The 17077-nt window shown below is 72.4% G+C and carries 13 protein-coding genes; 12 read left to right on the top strand and 1 reads right to left on the bottom strand.

Annotation, left to right across the window (positions count from 1 at the left end; translation table 11 throughout):
- Positions 1-80: 80 nt before the first annotated feature.
- Positions 81-1166, bottom strand: coding sequence for an IS630 family transposase (locus AAH979_RS36240; protein ID WP_346262645.1), 1086 nt, complete (start codon positions 1164-1166; stop codon positions 81-83).
- Between the two features lie 199 nt (positions 1167-1365).
- Here AAH979_RS36240 and AAH979_RS36245 point away from each other — a divergent pair, with 199 nt between their 5' ends.
- The 12 genes from AAH979_RS36245 (at position 1366) to AAH979_RS36300 (ending at position 17066) form a co-directional block, all read left to right on the top strand.
- Complete coding sequence (locus tag AAH979_RS36245; RefSeq protein ID WP_346262646.1) at positions 1366-1620, top strand: acyl carrier protein; 255 nt, start codon at positions 1366-1368, stop codon at positions 1618-1620.
- Positions 1607-3175, top strand: a complete 1569-nt coding sequence (locus tag AAH979_RS36250; RefSeq protein WP_346262647.1) for a class I adenylate-forming enzyme family protein — start codon at positions 1607-1609, stop codon at positions 3173-3175. The genes AAH979_RS36245 and AAH979_RS36250 overlap by 14 nt, the downstream gene beginning before the upstream one ends.
- A gap of 146 nt (positions 3176-3321) precedes the next feature.
- Positions 3322-4041: a Phenylacetic acid catabolic protein gene (locus tag AAH979_RS36255; protein WP_346262648.1), complete on the top strand. Its 720-nt coding sequence runs from the start codon at positions 3322-3324 to the stop codon at positions 4039-4041.
- A gap of 137 nt (positions 4042-4178) precedes the next feature.
- A complete protein-coding gene (locus AAH979_RS36260) occupies positions 4179-5309 on the top strand; it encodes a radical SAM protein (protein ID WP_346262649.1) in 1131 nt (376 codons plus the stop codon).
- 29 nt (positions 5310-5338) lie between these two features.
- Positions 5339-5596: a phosphopantetheine-binding protein gene (locus AAH979_RS36265; protein WP_346262650.1), complete on the top strand. Its 258-nt coding sequence runs from the start codon at positions 5339-5341 to the stop codon at positions 5594-5596.
- Complete coding sequence (locus tag AAH979_RS36270; RefSeq protein ID WP_346262651.1) at positions 5593-6432, top strand: SDR family oxidoreductase; 840 nt, start codon at positions 5593-5595, stop codon at positions 6430-6432. The genes AAH979_RS36265 and AAH979_RS36270 overlap by 4 nt, the downstream gene beginning before the upstream one ends.
- 22 nt (positions 6433-6454) lie before the next feature.
- Complete coding sequence (aroA, locus tag AAH979_RS36275) at positions 6455-9418, top strand: 3-phosphoshikimate 1-carboxyvinyltransferase (RefSeq protein ID WP_346262652.1); 2964 nt, start codon at positions 6455-6457, stop codon at positions 9416-9418.
- Complete coding sequence (locus AAH979_RS36280; RefSeq protein ID WP_346262653.1) at positions 9415-10563, top strand: acyl-CoA dehydrogenase family protein; 1149 nt, start codon at positions 9415-9417, stop codon at positions 10561-10563. Before aroA ends, AAH979_RS36280 begins: the two co-directional genes overlap by 4 nt.
- Positions 10560-11354 (top strand): SDR family oxidoreductase, encoded by a 795-nt coding sequence (locus AAH979_RS36285; RefSeq protein ID WP_346262654.1) that lies wholly within the window; start codon positions 10560-10562, stop codon positions 11352-11354. Before AAH979_RS36280 ends, AAH979_RS36285 begins: the two co-directional genes overlap by 4 nt.
- Complete coding sequence (locus AAH979_RS36290) at positions 11351-13330, top strand: FAD-dependent oxidoreductase (protein ID WP_346262655.1); 1980 nt, start codon at positions 11351-11353, stop codon at positions 13328-13330. The genes AAH979_RS36285 and AAH979_RS36290 overlap by 4 nt, the downstream gene beginning before the upstream one ends.
- The gene (locus AAH979_RS36295) at positions 13327-15267 is read left to right on the top strand and encodes an ATP-binding cassette domain-containing protein (protein WP_346262656.1); all 1941 of its coding nucleotides are present in this window, start codon (positions 13327-13329) and stop codon (positions 15265-15267) included. The genes AAH979_RS36290 and AAH979_RS36295 overlap by 4 nt, the downstream gene beginning before the upstream one ends.
- Entirely contained in the window at positions 15264-17066 is a 1803-nt protein-coding gene (locus AAH979_RS36300) for an ABC transporter ATP-binding protein (protein WP_346262657.1), read from the top strand. Before AAH979_RS36295 ends, AAH979_RS36300 begins: the two co-directional genes overlap by 4 nt.
- Positions 17067-17077 lie beyond the last annotated feature (11 nt).

The following is a 17077-nucleotide window of genomic DNA, read 5'->3' on the forward strand; positions in this document are numbered from 1 at the left end:
CACCGGTTGTCGGCCCCGGCCCGCACCCCGAAGCCGTCTCACATGTCGGTTAGCCCGCACCGCCCCCGGCGTCTGACCGGTCAGTCGGCGGCGGCAGGTGCGTCGGAAGTCCTTTCAAGAAATCTGGCGACTGAATTGTGGATGTCTTCGATGGTTCTGGTCCATACAAAGGGGTTCGGGCTGTTGGCCCAGGTGTCGACCCATCCGCGGACGTCTCGGTTGCCGGGGCGCCGACCCGGGTGCCCGCCGGACCCGAGGAGATCCTCGGCGGCCAGGGCGAACCAGCGTTCCACCTGGTCGAGCCAGGACCAGCCGGCCGGTGTGAGGTGGACGTGGAAGCGGGAGCGCCGGTCCAGCCACGTCCCGACCGTCGGCGCCCGGTGGAGGTCCTGGTTGTCGCAGACGACGTGCACCTCCAACCCGGCGGGCACGGCCCTCTCGATCGCGACGAGGAACCTCCGGTATTCGACGCCTCGGTTACGGCGGTGCCGTTGGCCGGTCACGATGCCGTCAGTGGGGTCGAAGGTGCCGAACCGGCTGGCCGGGCCGGGGCGCCACAGGTCCGGTACCGGATTTCGGGGCGTCGCCGGGTTGGTCTGCTGGCAGCGGTCTCCGGCCCGCGTCGGTGATCCAGGGTCCACGCCGAGCACGACCGCCCGGTCCGGCGGGTTGTGGTAGAGGCCGACCACGTCGACGACCCTGGACACGAACGCCGGATCGGTGGCGAGCGTGAACCCGTCCTGGACGTGCGGCTTGAGGTCGAACCGCCGCCAGATCCGCCCGACCGTCGACGGGGAGAGTCCGCTGTGCGCGGCCATCGACGCCCGGGACCAGCGCCGCGCGTCCTGCGGCGTCGACTCGAACGTGGCATGCAGCACCCGCTCGACCTGGTCCGCCCGGACCGACGGCCGGCCGGCGCGCCGCTTGTCGGCGAGCCCGGCCATCCGCTGCGCCGCGAACCGGGACCGCCACTTGCCCACCGTGGGCAGTGAGACGCCGAACCGGGCCGCGACCTCGGTGTTCGTGGCGCCGTCGGCGCACGCCAGCACGATCCGGCAGCGCAGGGCGTACGCCTGTGTGGAGTGTGCCGCGCGGGCCCCCCGGATCAACAGGGCTCGTTCCTCGTCGGTGAGCACCAATTCGATCTTTCCCCGCCCCCGTGTCATGGGCTCGATTATACATCGACGCAAACGAATTAAAGGCGCGTTCCCGTCGCAGGTGTCACCAATGATCGATAACGCGATATCCGCTTCTGGACAGCACGCGGAAGTCGTCGGTATGTTTCCGACCAGTGCCCGAGGTGAGGGAAGTCCGCTGTCGCAACGTCGCGGTGGCCCCCGTGGAATGACATGGAGACCGCCTTAAGTGACCACCAGCGATCTGCAACTACAGATGACATCGATCTGCGCGGAAGTGCTGAATCGGTCTACTCTCGGACCGGACGACGATCTGATCGAACTCGGCATGGACTCGGTCGCCGCGGTGGAGATCGTCACCCGGGTCGAGACGACCTACGGGGTGGACGTCGTCGACGTCATCTTCGACACCCCCACGGTGACCCGCCTCTGCGACGTCGTTTCCGGGGCCACCCGACGTGGCGAACCCCATGCCGCCGCCTAGCCCGCTGGCCGAGCCGGATCTCGCGGTCACCACCAACCTGCTCGACCTCGTCTCGGACGCCGCCGAGGCGTACGGCGACCGTCCGTACCTGCTGCCGGCCGAGGAGGGCGGCCCCGCCGTCACCTTCGCGGACGTGCTGACCTTCACCAGGGGCTGCGCCGCGCTCCTCGACGAGTACGACGTGCCGCCGGGGGCCCGGGTCGCGACGGTCATGCACAACTCGCCCCTGGCGGCGCTGCTCTTCCTCGGCGTCATCGCCGCGCAGCGCACCCTGGTACCGCTGAACCCGAAGTCCGGGGCGGGCGAACTGGACGCACTCCTGGCCCACTCCGGGCCGGTGTTCGGGTTCGGACCCGCATCGACGCCGGCACGGCTGCGGGCGGACCTGCGCTGGAGATCCGTCGACGACGAGGCGGCGGTCCTCGCCGACATCCTGGCCCGGGGCGCGGCGTACCGGGGGGAACTGGCCGGACGCGGCGACGACGGCGGTCGCGACGCCGAGATCGTCTACACCTCGGGATCCACCGGTACGCCCAAGGGCGTCGTGCTGTCCCACCGGGCCCTGCTCGCCAACTCGCTGGCGATGGTGCACTGGGCGGACGCCGGCCCGGACGACGTCCTGCTCAACGTCGTCCCGCTGTTCCACGCCGGCGGCCAGGGGTTTCCGACCCTGACCCCGCTCTGGTCCGGCGGCCGGACCGCCTGCGTACGCTCCGAGCTGGCGATGGTGCGGTTCTGGAACTACGTCGACCGCTACCACCCCACCTGGACCCTGGTGGTCAACGCCTACCTGGCGAACCTGGTCGAACGCCCGGAACGACCGGCCGCGAGCCGGCTCAAGGGCGTCCTGGCCGGCGGCTCGGCGCTCAGCCCGGAACTGATCCACCGGTTCGAGGGCACCTTCGGCATCCCGGTCTACCAGGTGTACGGCATGACCGAGATGACCTCGCTGACCACCGTGGAACCGCGGGACCGCAAGCCGGGCGAGCCGCGTACCGCCGGAGCGCCGGTGTCGTTCGCCCGGGTCCGGGTCGTCGACCCGGCCGGCCGCGACGTTCCGGCCGGCGAGAACGGCGAGGTGCTGCTGAGCGGCCCGAGCATCTTCACCCGGTACGAGCACGCGCCCGAGCTGACCCGGCAGCGGTGCAGTGACGACTGGGTCCGCAGCGGTGACCTGGGACATCTCGACGATAACGGCGAGCTGTCCATCGTCGACCGGATCGACAGCATGGTCATCGTCAGCGGCGAGAACGTCTATCCGGCCGAGATCGAGAACGTCGTGCCCCAGCTCGAAGGCGTCGAGGATGCCGTGGTCGCCGCCCTGCCGCACCCGGTGACCGGTGTGGAGCTGGTGCTCGTCTACCGCCTGCTCCCCGGCGCGGTCGCCCGGGAGGACGAGTGGCGCGGCACGCTGCGCAGGAACCTCAGCACCTTCAAGGTGCCGCGCCGGTTCGTCGCCATCGAGGAGATCGGGGTCGACAGCTTTCCGCGTACGCCACTCGGAAAGATCCAGCGACCGGAGGTCCAGCGACTGGCGATCGCACACCTGACCTGAAGCGGTATGGCGACCGCAGTCCGGAGGAACGGGGGGACATCTGTAAAAAGGGTGTGGCGGACAAGTTACAACAACGTTTAGCGACGAGAATGCAGATTCCTTTTTGGTCCCAATAGTGTGTGGTTGTCGACGCGAGGTGGTTCTCCATGTCAGTCCAGATCTTCGACGACGAGGAAGTCGTAGTCCGCACCCCTGAAGAGCTGAAGCGCATGCCTCGCGGCTATCAGAAGGCGCTGATCAGCCAGATCATGATCAATACGGAGGGCGAGCTCTCCGGCGGGGACGACTACACCATGATGTTCCTGCCGCTGGCCCCGAACGCCGAGGAGCGCCAGGTGTGTGCGGAACGCGCGGCGGAGGAGTACGACCACTACAAGATCGGCAAGCGCGTACTCGCCGAGATCGGCATCGACACCTCGCACATGGAGAGCCAGACGATCGAGGAACGCCGGCTCTTCGCGGACAAGCGGCTGCACGAGTGCACGACCTGGGCCGAGCGGGGGATCTACTCCTACATCGGCGAGGAGAGCGCGCTGATCATGATCAAGGAGTTCGCGCAGGGCAGCTACAAGCCCTGGGCCGACGCCGTCCGGACGATCATCCTCGACGAGAAGATCCACATCGCGCACGGCGCGCGGGTCTGCCGCAACCTGGCGACCACCGAGGAGGGTCGCGCGCAGTTGCAGGCCGGGCTGAACCGGCTCTGGCCGGTCTTCCGGGACCTCTTCGGCACCCCGGAGTCCGAGCGCGCCAAGCGGGCGGTCCGGTACGGGCTGCGCAGGACCACCAACGCCGAGGCGCTGGCGCAGTGGGAGAAGACCGTGACCCCGCGCATCCACGCCCTCGGCCTCGTCGTGCCCGACTGAACCTCTCAGCCCGAACACCGCGCGGCGCACGCGCCCCGACCTGCCCCCTGCGGCCACGGCGGACCGCGGGCAGAGGTCGAAGAGGTGCACCTGCGCGCCGAGCAGCCGGACCCGAGGACCCGAAAGGACGTCGTGCCATGCCCACGCCGATCGTGATCAATCCACGGACACCGTCCCGCCGGGAGGCGAAGGCCAAACTCCAGTCGCTGCTGGCCGGCCGCCCCGACCTGGCCGAGCGGCTCCAGGCCGTCCGGGACATCGGGCTGCGGGTCAGCGCCTGCGAGGTGCACCTCACCACCACCTGCAACATCCGCTGCAAGGGATGCTGGTATTTCGAGGGAGGCTTCGACGGGGCCGTCCGGGAGACCTCGGACCCGGTGCTGATCGCCGAGTTCGTCGACTCGCTCGTCGCCCGGGGTGTCACCCAGGCGACCCTGATCGGCGGTGAGCCGACGCTGGTACCCGCGCGGATCGCGCCGTTCGTCGAGCGGCTGCCGTACATCACCATCTCGACCAACGGGCTGCGGCCGGTGCCGCGCGCCGGGCTGGAGAACGTCGCGGTCGCGATCAGCCTGTTCGGCGGCGGCCCGCTGGACGACGCGCTGCGCGGGTACCGGGTGAACGGCTCGGCCTTCTCCGGGCTCTTCGAGACCGCGCTCGGGCACTACCGCAACGACCCGAGGGTGATCTTCGTCTTCGCGCTCTCCGAGGAGGGCCTCCAGTACGTCGAGCCGACCGTGCGGGCGATCCGGGACAACGGCAACCAGGTCACCTTCAACTTCTACTCGGCGCACGGCAGCGACCACGCGCTGCGGATCGAGAACGAGCGGCGCACCCTCGACGAGGCGTTGCGGGTCAAGGAGTCCTATCCGGAGACCGTGGTCAGCCACCCGTACTTCATCGAGACGCTCATCTCCGGGCGTACCCACTGGGGCGGGCAGTTCGGCTACGACGTCTGCCCGAGCATCAGCGTCGACCACCCCGACCACGCCGAGCGGATCCGCAACGGCAATCCCGTGCTGGACGGCTTCGCGGTCTACGGCGCCGACTACCAGACCCTCCAGTTCTGCTGCACCTCCGGCAACTGTGCCGACTGCCGGGACAGCCAGGGCGTCTACAGCTGGCTGCTGGTCAGCATGAACCGGTTCCTCGACGACGTGGGCCGGCTGGAGACCTGGCTGGACCTGGCCGAGAGCTACTGGCGGCAGTGGTACTGGGCGCAACTGCACTCCGCCAACTTCGCCCGCCGCGCACCGATGGCGGCCTAGCCACCCGATCCGACCGAAGGAGCCCGCGTATGTCCTCGCCATCGACCTCCGTCACCGCCTCCGCCGTCGAGGAGCGCCTCCGCGCCGAGCTGATCGACCTCGGCGTCGAGGAGGAGGCGATCACCCTGGACGCCAAGTTCGACAAGCTCGACATCGACTCGCTGGACGTCGCCGACCTGATGGCCATGGTGGCCAAGGAATACAAGGTGGAGATCCCGCGCAGCGAGCTGGCTGACGTCACGATCGGGCAACTCGTCGAGCGGATCGTGGCGGGCGTGTCGCGTTGACCTCGCTGCTGAGCCTGGACAAGCGCACCTACCTGGTCACCGGGGTCCTGAACAACGAGTCGATCGCCTGGCACGTGGCGGCCGCGCTGCAACGGGAGAACTGCGAGGTCGTGCTGACCTCGTACGGGCGGGTCGCCCGGATCACCCGCAAGGTGGCGGAGCTGCTGCCGTCCCGCCCCGAGGTGCTGGAGCTGGACGTCATGTCCGACCAGAGCGTCGACGCGCTGGCCGGCACGGTCGAACGCCGCTGGGGGCATCTGGACGGGGTGGTGCACAGCATCGCCGCCGCACCGCCGGAGGCGCTCGGCCCGGGGTTCGGCAGTACCCCGGCCGGTGAGGTGCTCGACGGGTTCCGTGCATCGTCGTACTCGTTCCAGCAGCTCAGCACCGCACTGGCGCCGCTGCTGGCGCGGGCGCCCGGCGGTGGTGCGGTGGTCGGGCTGACCGTCGACTCCGCCCGGGCGCTACCCGGCTACGGCTGGATGGGCGTCTACAAGTCGGCACTGGAGGCGATCGCCCGCTATCTGGCGATGCATCTCGGACCGTCCGGCATCCGGGTCAACCTGGTGGCCGCCGGCCCGATCGAGACGGTTTCGGCGCGCGGCGTGGGCACCTTCGCCGCGCTCGCCGAGCAGTACGAGCGGTGGGCGCCGCTCGGCTGGGACCGGGCCGACCCGGCCCGGGTGGTCGGGGCCGTGCTCTTCCTGCTCTCGGACCTGTCCCGGCACACCACCGGGCAGGTGGTGCACGCCGACGGCGGGATGCACGCCGTCTTCGGCGGAGTCGACCCGGCCGCCGGCAGCACGGCGTCGCGGCCGGACGTCACGGCCGGCTGACCACATACCGCGGGGAGGGAACGTGCGTCTCGTCGTCAAGGGGACGAGCGAACCGCTGGTGGGCGAACTCGACGTACCGGCGTCGAAATACCACGCCCACCGCGCGCTGATGCTGGCGTCACTGGCCGACGGGACCAGCCGGATCCACGGCGGCTGCGGCGCCGGCCACGTGCAGCACACCATCCGGGCCCTGCGCGACCTCGGCACCTCGGTCACCGTCACCGGCGACACCTTCCTGGTACGCGGCGGCCGCTACCGGCCGCGCCGCCCGGACATCTCGGTCGGCAGTTCCGGTACGACGCTGTACTTCCTGACCGGGCTGACCGCGCTGGCCGAGACACCGGTGACCATCACCGGCCAGAAGTACTTCCGGCGCCGGCCGATCCGGCCGCTGCTCGACGCGCTGGCCGGAATCGGCGTGGAAATCACGTCGGCGGACGGGTTCCTGCCGATCCGGGTCGCCGCCCGCCCGCCGGCCGGGGGCCGGGTGGAGATCCCCGGCACCCTCTCGCAGTGGATCTCCAGTCTGCTGCTGGTCGGCGCGTTCGCGACCGGCCCGACCGTGGTCGAGGTGGTCGGACCGTTCAACGAGCGCAGCTACGTCGACCTGACGATCGCGATGATGCGGCGGTTCGGCCTGCACGTGGCGGTGCACGGCGGCGGGCGGCGGTTCGAGATCGAGCCCGGACAGCGGCCCACCCCGGCGGTGGTGCACCTGCCGCCGGACGTCGGCGCGGCGGCGTTCGGCCTGGCCGCGACCGCCCTGCACCCCTCCGACGTGCTGTTCCGCAACCTGCCGGCGGTCGCCCCCGGCGAACTCGACCATCCGGAGGCCGACCTCTTCGCCAGCCTGCGGGTGATGGGGCTGCCGCTGCTGCGGGACCCGGCGACCGGCTTTCTCCGGGTCCGGCACGACGGGTCCAGGCTCGATCCGGTCCGCGTCGACTGCCGGGCCGTCCCCGACATGCTGCCGGTACTCAGCGTGCTCGGCGCGCACGCGCACGGCAGCACAGTACTGGAGCACGTCGCGCACGTCCGGCTCAAGGAGTCCGACCGGGTCACCGCGATGCTGCAACTCAACCGGATGGGCGGGCGGCTGCGGCTGGACGGCGACCGGCTGGTCTGCGAGGGCGTCCCGCGGTTGCGCGAGGCGGACCTGTCGTCGTTCAACGACCACCGGGTGCTGATGGCGCTGGCGGTGGCCGCCACCCGGGCCGGCGGGCAGAGCCGGTTGACCTATCCGAACGCGCACCGGATCTCCTATCCGCAGTTCCTCGACCAGATGAACTCGATCGGCCTGAACATGTCGGTGGACCGCTCCCGGGTCACCCGTACGCCGCGCCGGCCGGCCCTGCCCACGCCGGCCCGGCTGGCCGCGACCCCGGTCTCCGAGCTGGTCCGCCGGCACGCCCGGCAGCGCCCGTACGCCGACGCGGTGGTCGAGGTCGAGTCGCCGGGCCGGCCCGGTGGGGTGTTGAGTTGGCGCGACCTCGACCGGCGGGCCGACCAGGCGGCGGCCCTGCTGGTGGAGCTCGGTGTCGCCCCGGGCGACGTGGTCGCCTGGCAACTGCCGAACTGGTCCGAGTTCGTGGTGCTCGCGCTGGCCGCCACCCGGATCGGGGCGGTCTGCTGCCCACTGATGCCGTTCTTCCGGGAGCGGGAGGTCGAGTCGCTGCTGCGCCGGTCCCGGGCCCGGGTACTCGTGATCTGCGCCGAGTTCCGCGGCCGGGCGTACGTCGCCGAGACCGCATCGGTGCTGGACCGGCCCGACCCGCCGGAGGTGGCCCACGTACTCGTGGTCGGCGGCACCGGTCCGCTGCCGGCCGCCACCGGCGCCGTACGGTGGCAGCGGTTCGCCGAGGCGCTGGCCCGGCAGCGCCCGCACGCCGCGACCCTGGCCGCCCGGGCACCCGCCCCGGACGCCCTCGCGCAGCTCCTCTTCACCTCCGGCACCTCCGGGGAGCCGAAGGGCGTGCTGCACCGGATGGCGACGCTGACCCGGGCCGCCGCGATGCAGGCCCGGCACCTCGGACTGACGGCGGAGGACCGGCTCTTCATCCCCTCGCCGCTGGCCCACCAGACCGGGTTCCTCTACGGGATGTGGCTCGGCGTCGTCCTCGGCGCCCCGATGGTGCTGCAACCGATCTGGGACGGCCCGGCCGCCCTGGCCGCGCTGCACCGCACCGGCGGCACCTTCGTGCAGGCCGCCACCCCGTTCCTGGCCGACCTGGTCGAGGCGGTCGAGGACGGCGGCAAGCCGCCGCCGGCCCTGCGGGTCTTCGTCGCCACCGGCGCCGCCGTGCCGCGCGCGCTGGCCGAGCGGGCCACCCGGACCCTGGAGGCGGCCGTCTGCGGGGCCTGGGGCTCCACCGAGTCCTGCCTCGGCTCGCTCTCCGCGCCCACCGACGAACCCGCCCGCGCCTGGGGCACCGACGGCCGGGCGCTGTCCGGGGTCCGGCTGCGGGTGACCGACGAGCACGGCAACGTGCTGGCTGCCGGGGCGGAGGGCAACTTCGAGGTGGCCAGCACCTGCCTCTTCGCCGGCTACCTGGACCATCCGGAGTGGACGGCGGCGGCGCTCACCCCGGACGGCTGGTACCGCAGCGGCGACCTGGCGGTGATCGACGAGGCGGGCTTCGTCCGGATCACCGGCCGGGTGAAGGACGTGATCAACCGGGGCGGCGAGAAGATCCCGGTGGCCGAGGTCGAACAGTTGCTGCACGGCCACCCCGCCGTCCGCGAGGTCGCGATCGTCGCGATGCCGGATCGGCGGCTCGGCGAGCGGGCCTGTGCCTTCGTCGTGCCGAGGCAGCCGTTCACCTTCGCCGAGCTGCGGCGGTTCCTGGACGAGCACCGGGTGGCCAAGCAGTACTGGCCGGAGCGGCTGGAGACCGTGCCCGAACTGCCCCGCAACGTGGTGGGCAAGGTGCAGAAGTACGTGCTGCGGGAGCGGCTGCGCGACACACTCGGCGAGGAGGAGCAGTGAACGGCAACGACGACCCCTCGTTCGCGACCCTGGTACGCGAGGTCGAGTCCTTCGTACGCGGACCCGGCGAGGAGTACGCGGCGACGATCGAGCGTGCCCGGGAGGTCCCACCCGAACTCTGGACCGAGCTGCGCGACCGGGGCTACCTCCGGCTGGCCGCCCCCGCCGAGTACGGCGGCGCCGGCCTTTCCTTCAGCCGCTACCTGGAACTGCTCGAACTCTTCTCGATGTCGCACGCCTCGCTGCGGATGATCGTGCACGTCTGCAACGGCGTCTGGCGGGCGATGGACCAGTTCGCCACCGACGAGCAGCGCAAGCGGTTCGTGCTGCCGCAGGTCGCCGGGGACCTGCGGGTGGCGTTCACACTCACCGAGCCGACCGCCGGCACCGGGGCGGACCTGCGCGCCAGCGTGGTCCGGGACGGCGACACCTACCACCTCTCCGGCGAGAAGCACCTGATCACCTTCGGGGCGAGCTGCGACTACTGGCTGCTCTTCGCCCGGCTCGCGGGCACCAGCGGCAAGGACGGCACCGTCGCCCTGATGGTGCCCCGGCAGGTGCCCGGGGTTCGGGTCGAGCCGATGCCGGACACCATGGGCGTACGCGGCACCGATCACGCCCACCTGGTCTTCGACCGCGCGCCGGTACCGGTGGCCAACCGGCTCGGCGAGGAGGGCGCCGGGCTGGCGGTCGCGCTCGGCGGCTTCCTCACCCCGAGCCGGATCGGGGTCGCGATGACCTGCGTCGGCCTGGCCCGCCGGGCCCAGGAGCTGGCGGTCGCGCACGCCGGCCGGCGGGTCACCTTCGGCAAGCCGCTCGCCGCCCGCCAGGCGGTGTCGTTCGCGCTCGCCGAGAACGCCGCCGACATCGAGGCCGCCCGGCAGCTCACCCTGCACGCCGCCCGGCGGTGGGAGACGGGCGGGACCGACGCCGGGGCGCTCTCCTCGATGGCGAAGCTGGTCGCGGTGGAGATGCTGACCCGGGTCACCGACAAGGCGCTCCAGGTGCACGGCGGGATCGGCTACTGGGAGAGCAGCCCGATCGAACGCGTCTACCGGGACGCCCGCGCCCAGCGGTTCGAAGAGGGCACCAACGAGATCCAGAAGACCGTGATCGCCCGAGAGATCCTGGGAGGGATCCGGTGACCAGTTATCAGGGTACGACCGCGTTGATCACCGGCAGCTCGCGCGGCATCGGGCGGGCGCTGGCGCTGACCCTGGCCCGGGGCGGCGGCACGGTGGTGGTCAACTACAAGAAGAACGCGGAGCTGGCGGAGCAGACCCGCAAGGAGATCATCCAGCTTGGCGGCACGGCGCTCACCGTCGCCGCCGACGTCGAGCAGCCCGAGGAGATCGACCGGCTCTTCGCGGCGGTGGAGGCGGAGTTCGGCCGGCTCGACTTCTTCGTCTGCAACGCGGCGGCCAGCTCCTTCAAGAACATCCTCGATCTGAAGCAGCACCACCTCGACCGCTCCTACGCGATGAACACCCGCTCCTTCGTGCTCGGCGCCCAGCACGCGGTACGGCTGATGCGCGACGGCGGGCGGATCGTGGCGCTCTCCAGCTACGGCAGCATCCGCGCCTATCCCACGTACGCGAACCTCGGCGCGGCCAAGGCCGCCATCGAGGCGTGGGTCCGCTACATGGCCGTCGAGTTCGCCGGCCGGGGCATCAACGTCAACGCGGTGAACGGTGGCATCATCGAGACCGAGTCCTCCGAGTACTTCTACCAGGTCCCCGGGATGGCACCGCTGGACACCGTGCTGCCCCGGATCCCGAAGGGCCGGATGGGCAGCGCCCAGGAGGTCGCCGACGTCGTCGCGTTCCTGCTCTCCCCGGCGGCCGAGTACGTCACCGGGCAGACGCTGGTGGTCGACGGCGGGCTGTCGATCGTCGCCCCGCCGTTCACCCAGGACCTGAGCGCACCGCTGGTATGAGCAGGCTCGAACACGTCTTCCGGGCCGGCCGGATCGGCCGGCTGGTGCTGCCGCACCGGGTGGTGATGGGCGCCATGCACCTCGGCTGGGAGACCCGGGACGACGGGGGAGCGGCGCTGGCCGCGTTCTATCTGGCCCGGGTCCGGGGCGGTGCCGGGCTGATGGTCACCGGCGGCACGGCGGTGAGCCCGGCCGGTGCCGGCGGTCCCGGGTACGGCGTGCTGACCGACCCGGCGTTCCGGCACCGGCTGCGCCGGGTCGCCACCGAGGTGGCCCAGGCCGGTGGCCTGCTCGCCCTGCAGCTCTTCCACGCCGGGCGGTACGCCAAGCCGGGCCCGGCCGGCCCCCGGCCGGTCGCGCCGTCCGCGGTGTTCAGCCCGTTCTCCCGGCAGCTTCCGGAGGCGCTGCCCGGTGCAGAGGTGGAGCGCACCGTCCGGGACTTCGCCCGGGGCGCCGTGCAGGCCCGCGAACTCGGCTTCGCCGCAGTGGAGATCATGGGCTCCGAGGGGTACCTCGTGGACCAGTTCCTCTCCCCGCTGACCAACCATCGCGACGACGAGTGGGGCGGCGACCCGGTACGCCGGATGCGGTTCGGTGTCGCCGTGGTCCGGGCCGTCCGCGAGGCGGTCGGTCCCGACTTTCCGGTGATCATGCGGATGACCGGCGCCGACCTGATGGCCGGGGGCACCGACCGGGAGACCGTACTCCGGTTCGCCCGCGCGCTGACCGACGCCGGGGCCGACGCCCTGAACGTCGGGGTCGGCTGGCACGAGTCGCCGACCCCCACCGTCCAGGCGGTGGTGCCGCCGGGGCACTGGGTACCGGTCGCCACGGCCGTCAAGGCGGCGGTCGGCACGGTACCGGTGATGGCGAGCAACCGGATCACCCGGCTGACCCAGGCCGAGGCGGTGCTGGCCGGTACCTCCGTGGAGTTCGTCTCGATGGCCCGGCCGTTCCTCGCCGATCCGGCACTGGTCGACCGGACCCGCCGGGGCCTGCCGGTCAACGTCTGCGTCGCCTGCAACCAGGCCTGTATCGACCGCTCGCTGGTCGACAGCCCGGTCTCCTGCATGGTCAACCCGGCCGTCGGGCGCGAGCCCGTGCCGGCGGCGGAACACGGCGGGCGGCCCGGCACGGTCGCGGTACTCGGCGCCGGCCCGGCCGGGCTGACCGCCGCCCACCGGCTGGCGCTGGCCGGGCACCGGGTGACGGTCTACGAGGCGGACCGGGACCTCGGTGGCCAGTTCCGGCTGGCCTGCCGGGTGCCGGGCAAGGCCGACTACGCCGACGCGATCGGTTACCTGGTCGCGGAGCTGACCCGGCTCGGCGGCGACATCCGCACCGGCCGGCCGGTCACCGCCGCCGACCACGGCCTGCTCAGCGGCTACGACGGGATCGTGCTGGCCACCGGGGTACTGCCGAGACCGGTGCCGATCCCCGGTGCCGACCTGCCGCACGTGTGTGACTACGCCTCGGCGTTCTCCCCCGGAGCGCTGGGGGAGCGGGTGGTGGTGGTCGGCGGCGGCGGCGTCGCGGTGGACCTGGCCCACCTGGCCAGCCATCCCGGGTCAGACCGTCCGGCCCGGCAGGTGACGGTCCTGCACCGGGGCGACCGGCTCGGGCCTCGGCTGGGCCGGTCGACCCGGTGGGCGATCCTCGCGGCCCTGCGGGACCAGGGGGTGCGGATCCTGCCGGGGGTCCGGGACCTGCGGATCGATGCCGACGGGGTGCACCTGGTCGATGCCGAGGGGACGCCCCGGACGGTGCCCGCCGACACGGTGGTGATCGCCGCCGGCCAGCTCCGCAACGACGCCCTGGTGGCGACGGTACGCCGCACCGGGGTCTGGTACCGGGTCGTCGGCGGCGCCCGGGACACGTCGGGGCTGGACGCCGTCCGGGCGTTCGACGAGGGCTACGCCGCCGCACAGGCGTTCTCCGGCGTACGCGGACGAGACCGGGTCGAGGAGCAGGTATGAGCAGTTCGGAGCGGGCTTCCGCGCTCGGGGTGCTCCGGCGGGTCGCCGCCGACCGCTGGCGGATCCTCCGGCTGCTGCCCCGGGCCGGGTGGCCGGCGGTGACCGTCGCGGCACTCAACAACCTGCTGCTGGCCGCCGCACCGGTGCTGTTCGTCGTCGAGACGAGCCTGCTGGTCGGCCGGCTGCCCGCCGCGGTCCGCGACGGCGTCGACTCGGCCGCCTTCGACCGGCTGGTGACCGCGTTCGTGGTCGCGGCCGGGGCGCTGTGCGCGCAGCAGTTGCTGGCGCAGCTCCAGGTCGCGACCGGGCTGCTGGTGCAGCGCCGGATTGACGGCGAGGTCGCGGACGAGCTGATGGACGCCGCGCTGAGCAGCGTCAGCATGGCGCCGCTGGAGGACCAGGCCCGGCTCGACCAGCTCACCGAGGCGTCCCGCGAGGTCGAGCACGGCATCCAGAGCCCGGGAGCGGCCTGCGCCGGGATGCTGGCCCTGGTCGCCCGCTACGGGCAACTGGCCGGGTACGCGGCAGTGGTCGGCGCGGTCTTCTCCTGGCCGGCCGGGATCGGGCTACTCGTCGCCGTCCTGGTGTTCCGGCACGGCCAACGCGGCGGCCTGCGCAAGTACGCGTCGATATACGGCTCGATCGTGCCCCGGGTACGGAAGCTCAGCTACTTCCGTGGCGTCGCCACCGGCCTGCCGGCGGCCAAGGAGATCCGGATCTTCGGTCTGCTGCCCTGGCTGCGCGACCAGTACCGGTCGGCGTACCTGGACTGGATGCGTCCGGTCTGGGCGGAGCGGCGCCGGGTCTACCTCAAGCCCTACTTCGGGTACACCGCGCTCGGGCTGCTGGTCGTGGTCGCGCTGCTCGCCGCGCTGGGCCGGGGCGGTGCGACCGGGCAGGTCGACCTCACCCAACTGGCGCTGGTCGTCCAGGCCACCCTGGCGGCGATCCAGCTGGGTGACTTCTATCCGGAGGCCGACGTGCAGACCCAGTTCGGCATGAACGCCTACCGGGCGGTGCGGGACTTCGACGCCGGGATGCGCGCCTCGGCCGACCCGGCCGCGGCTACCGGACCGCCCGGCACCGCCGCACCCGCGCCGCGACCCGGCGCCGGACCGACCGTCCCGGCGGCGATCAGCTTCGAGTCGGTGTCGTTCCGCTATCCGCACCGGGCCACCCCGGTCTTCACCGACCTGGAGCTGACCCTGCGTCCCGGGGCCTGCACCGCGATCGTCGGGCTCAACGGCGCCGGCAAGACGACCCTGGTCAAGCTGCTGACCCGGCTGGCGATCCCGGACTCGGGCCGGATCACGGTCGACGGGCGCCCGATCGACGAGATCCCGACGGCCCGCTGGCGGCGGAGCCTCGCCGTCATCTTCCAGGACTACCTGCGCTACCCGAGCAGCGCGGCGGAGAACATCGCGCTCGGCGCCGTCGAGTACGCCGGGGACCGTGCCGGCATCCGGGCCGCCGCCGAGGCCGCCGGCATCCTCGACGCGCTCGACGCACTCCCGCTGGGCCTGGAAACGCCACTGAGCAGCCAGTTGCGCGACGGGGTGGAGCTCTCCGGCGGCCAGTGGCAGCGGCTGGCCATCGCCCGCGCGCTGTTCGCCGTCCGGCACGGTGCCTCGGTGATCGTGCTCGACGAACCGACGGCGAGCCTGGACGCCCGGGCCGAGGCACGCTTCTTCGACGAGGTGGTCGCCGCCACGGCCGGGGTGACGAAGGTGCTGATCTCGCACCGGTTCGGCACCGTCCGCCGGGCGGACCACATCGTCGTACTCGCGCAGGGGCGGGTCGCCGAGGAGGGCACGCACGAGGAACTGCTGCGCCGGGGCGGCCGGTACGCCCGGCTCTTCGCACTTCAGGCGGCCCGGTTCCGCGACGGGCCCGACCGTGCCCCGGTGGGCACCGCCGGAGAGCGGAGGGTCGGATGAGTCGAGGACTGCTGTCGGCCGCCTGGACCCTGTGGCGGACGTCGTTGCGGCAGGACCGGCGCAAGGCGGTCACCGCGCTGGCCCTGGTGGTCGCCGGTGCGGCGGCCTGGCCGCTGGTGGCGGTGCTGCTGCGTACCCTCTTCGACGCCGCGAGCGCTGGGCGCCCGGTGGCGGCGAGCCTGGCCGGGATCGGCGTGGCCGTGCTGCTGATCGCCGGACTCACCCTCGGGCACTTCGCGCACATCGCCTACTTCGAACTCTCCGAACTGGACGTGCTGCACCTGCACCAGGAGTTGATGGCGGCCACCAACGGGTCGCCGGGGATGGCGCACCACGAGCGGCCGGACCTCGCCGACAAGGTCGCGGTGCTGGAGCAGGACATCGAGCAGTTGCGGGTCGGCCTCCAGGCGGTGCTGACCGGGGTCGGGCTGGCCGTCGCCATGGCGCTGACCACGGCGGTACTCGGCTCGCTGCACCCGCTGCTGCTGCTCCTGCCGCTGGTCGCCGTACCGCCGCTGCTGGCCGGCCGGTGGGCGGAGCGGATGGTGGACCGGAGCCGGGAGGCCACCGCCGAGACCACCCGGCGGGCGCTCGGGCTGTTCCGGCTGGCCACCTCCGCCGCCGCCAGCAAGGAGCTGCGGGTCTTCGGCCTGGAGAACGAGGTGCGGCACCGGCACCGTGGACTGTGGCAGGACGCCACCGGCCGGCTGTGCCGCAGCCAGACCGTGGCGAGCCTGGTCCGGATGCTCGGCCAGTCGGCCTTCGCGGTCGGCTACATCGTCGCGGTACTGGTCATCCTGCGCGACGCCGTCGCCGGGCGCCGCAGCGCCGGTGACGTCATCCTGGTGATCGCGATCGCCGCCCAGGTCAACCAGCAGGTGGCCGCGGCGGTCGGGGTGTTGCAGGACCTCCAGCGGCTGCGCAGCGTCTACCAGCGGCTCGACGAGGTGCACGAGCTGGTCCGGGCCGACGAGCCAGCTCCCGCCCGGTCGCCCGGCACCCTCGCCCCGGCGCCGGACCGGCTGCGCGACGGCATCCGGCTGGTCGGCGTCGCCCTGCGGTATCCGAGTGCGGACCGGACCGTGCTCGCCGACCTCGATCTGCACCTGCCGGCCGGCAGCACGGTCGCGGTGGTCGGCGAGAACGGCGCCGGCAAGACCAGCCTGGTCAAGCTGATCTGCGGTCTGCTCCGGCCGACCGCCGGCCGGATCCTGGTGGACGGCGCCGACCTGGCCGAGCTGTCGGCGCCGGGCTGGCACGAGCGGATCGCGGCCGGCTTCCAGGACTTCGTGCGGTTCGAGCTGCCGGCCCGGCACACCGTCGGCCTCGGCGACCTGCCCCGGCTCGACGACGAGGCGGCGGTGCGGACCGCGTTGGACCGGGCCGGCGCCGGCGACCTCGCCGGAGCGCTGGAGGCGGGCCTGGACACCCCGCTCGGCAAGAGCTACACCGACGGCGTCGAACTCTCCGGTGGCCAGTGGCAGAAGCTCGCCCTCGGCCGGGCGCTGATCCGGGACGACCCGCTGCTGGTGGTGCTCGACGAGCCGACCGCGGCGCTGGACGCCGAGGCCGAACACGCGCTGTTCGAACGCTACCGGCAGCAGGCCGCCCGGGTCGGCCGGCGTACCGGTGCGGTCAGCGTCTTCGTGTCGCACCGGTTCTCCACCGTCCGGCTCGCGGACCTGATCGTGGTACTCGCTGACGGCCGCGTCGAGGAGGTCGGCAGCCACGCCGAGCTGGTCAGCGCCGGCGGCCGGTACGCGGAGATGTTCGACCTGCAGGCCAGGGCGTACCGATGACCAGGGCAGCC

The sequence above is a fragment of the Plantactinospora sp. ZYX-F-223 genome (assembly GCF_039649625.1).
Classification (GTDB): domain Bacteria; phylum Actinomycetota; class Actinomycetes; order Mycobacteriales; family Micromonosporaceae; genus Plantactinospora.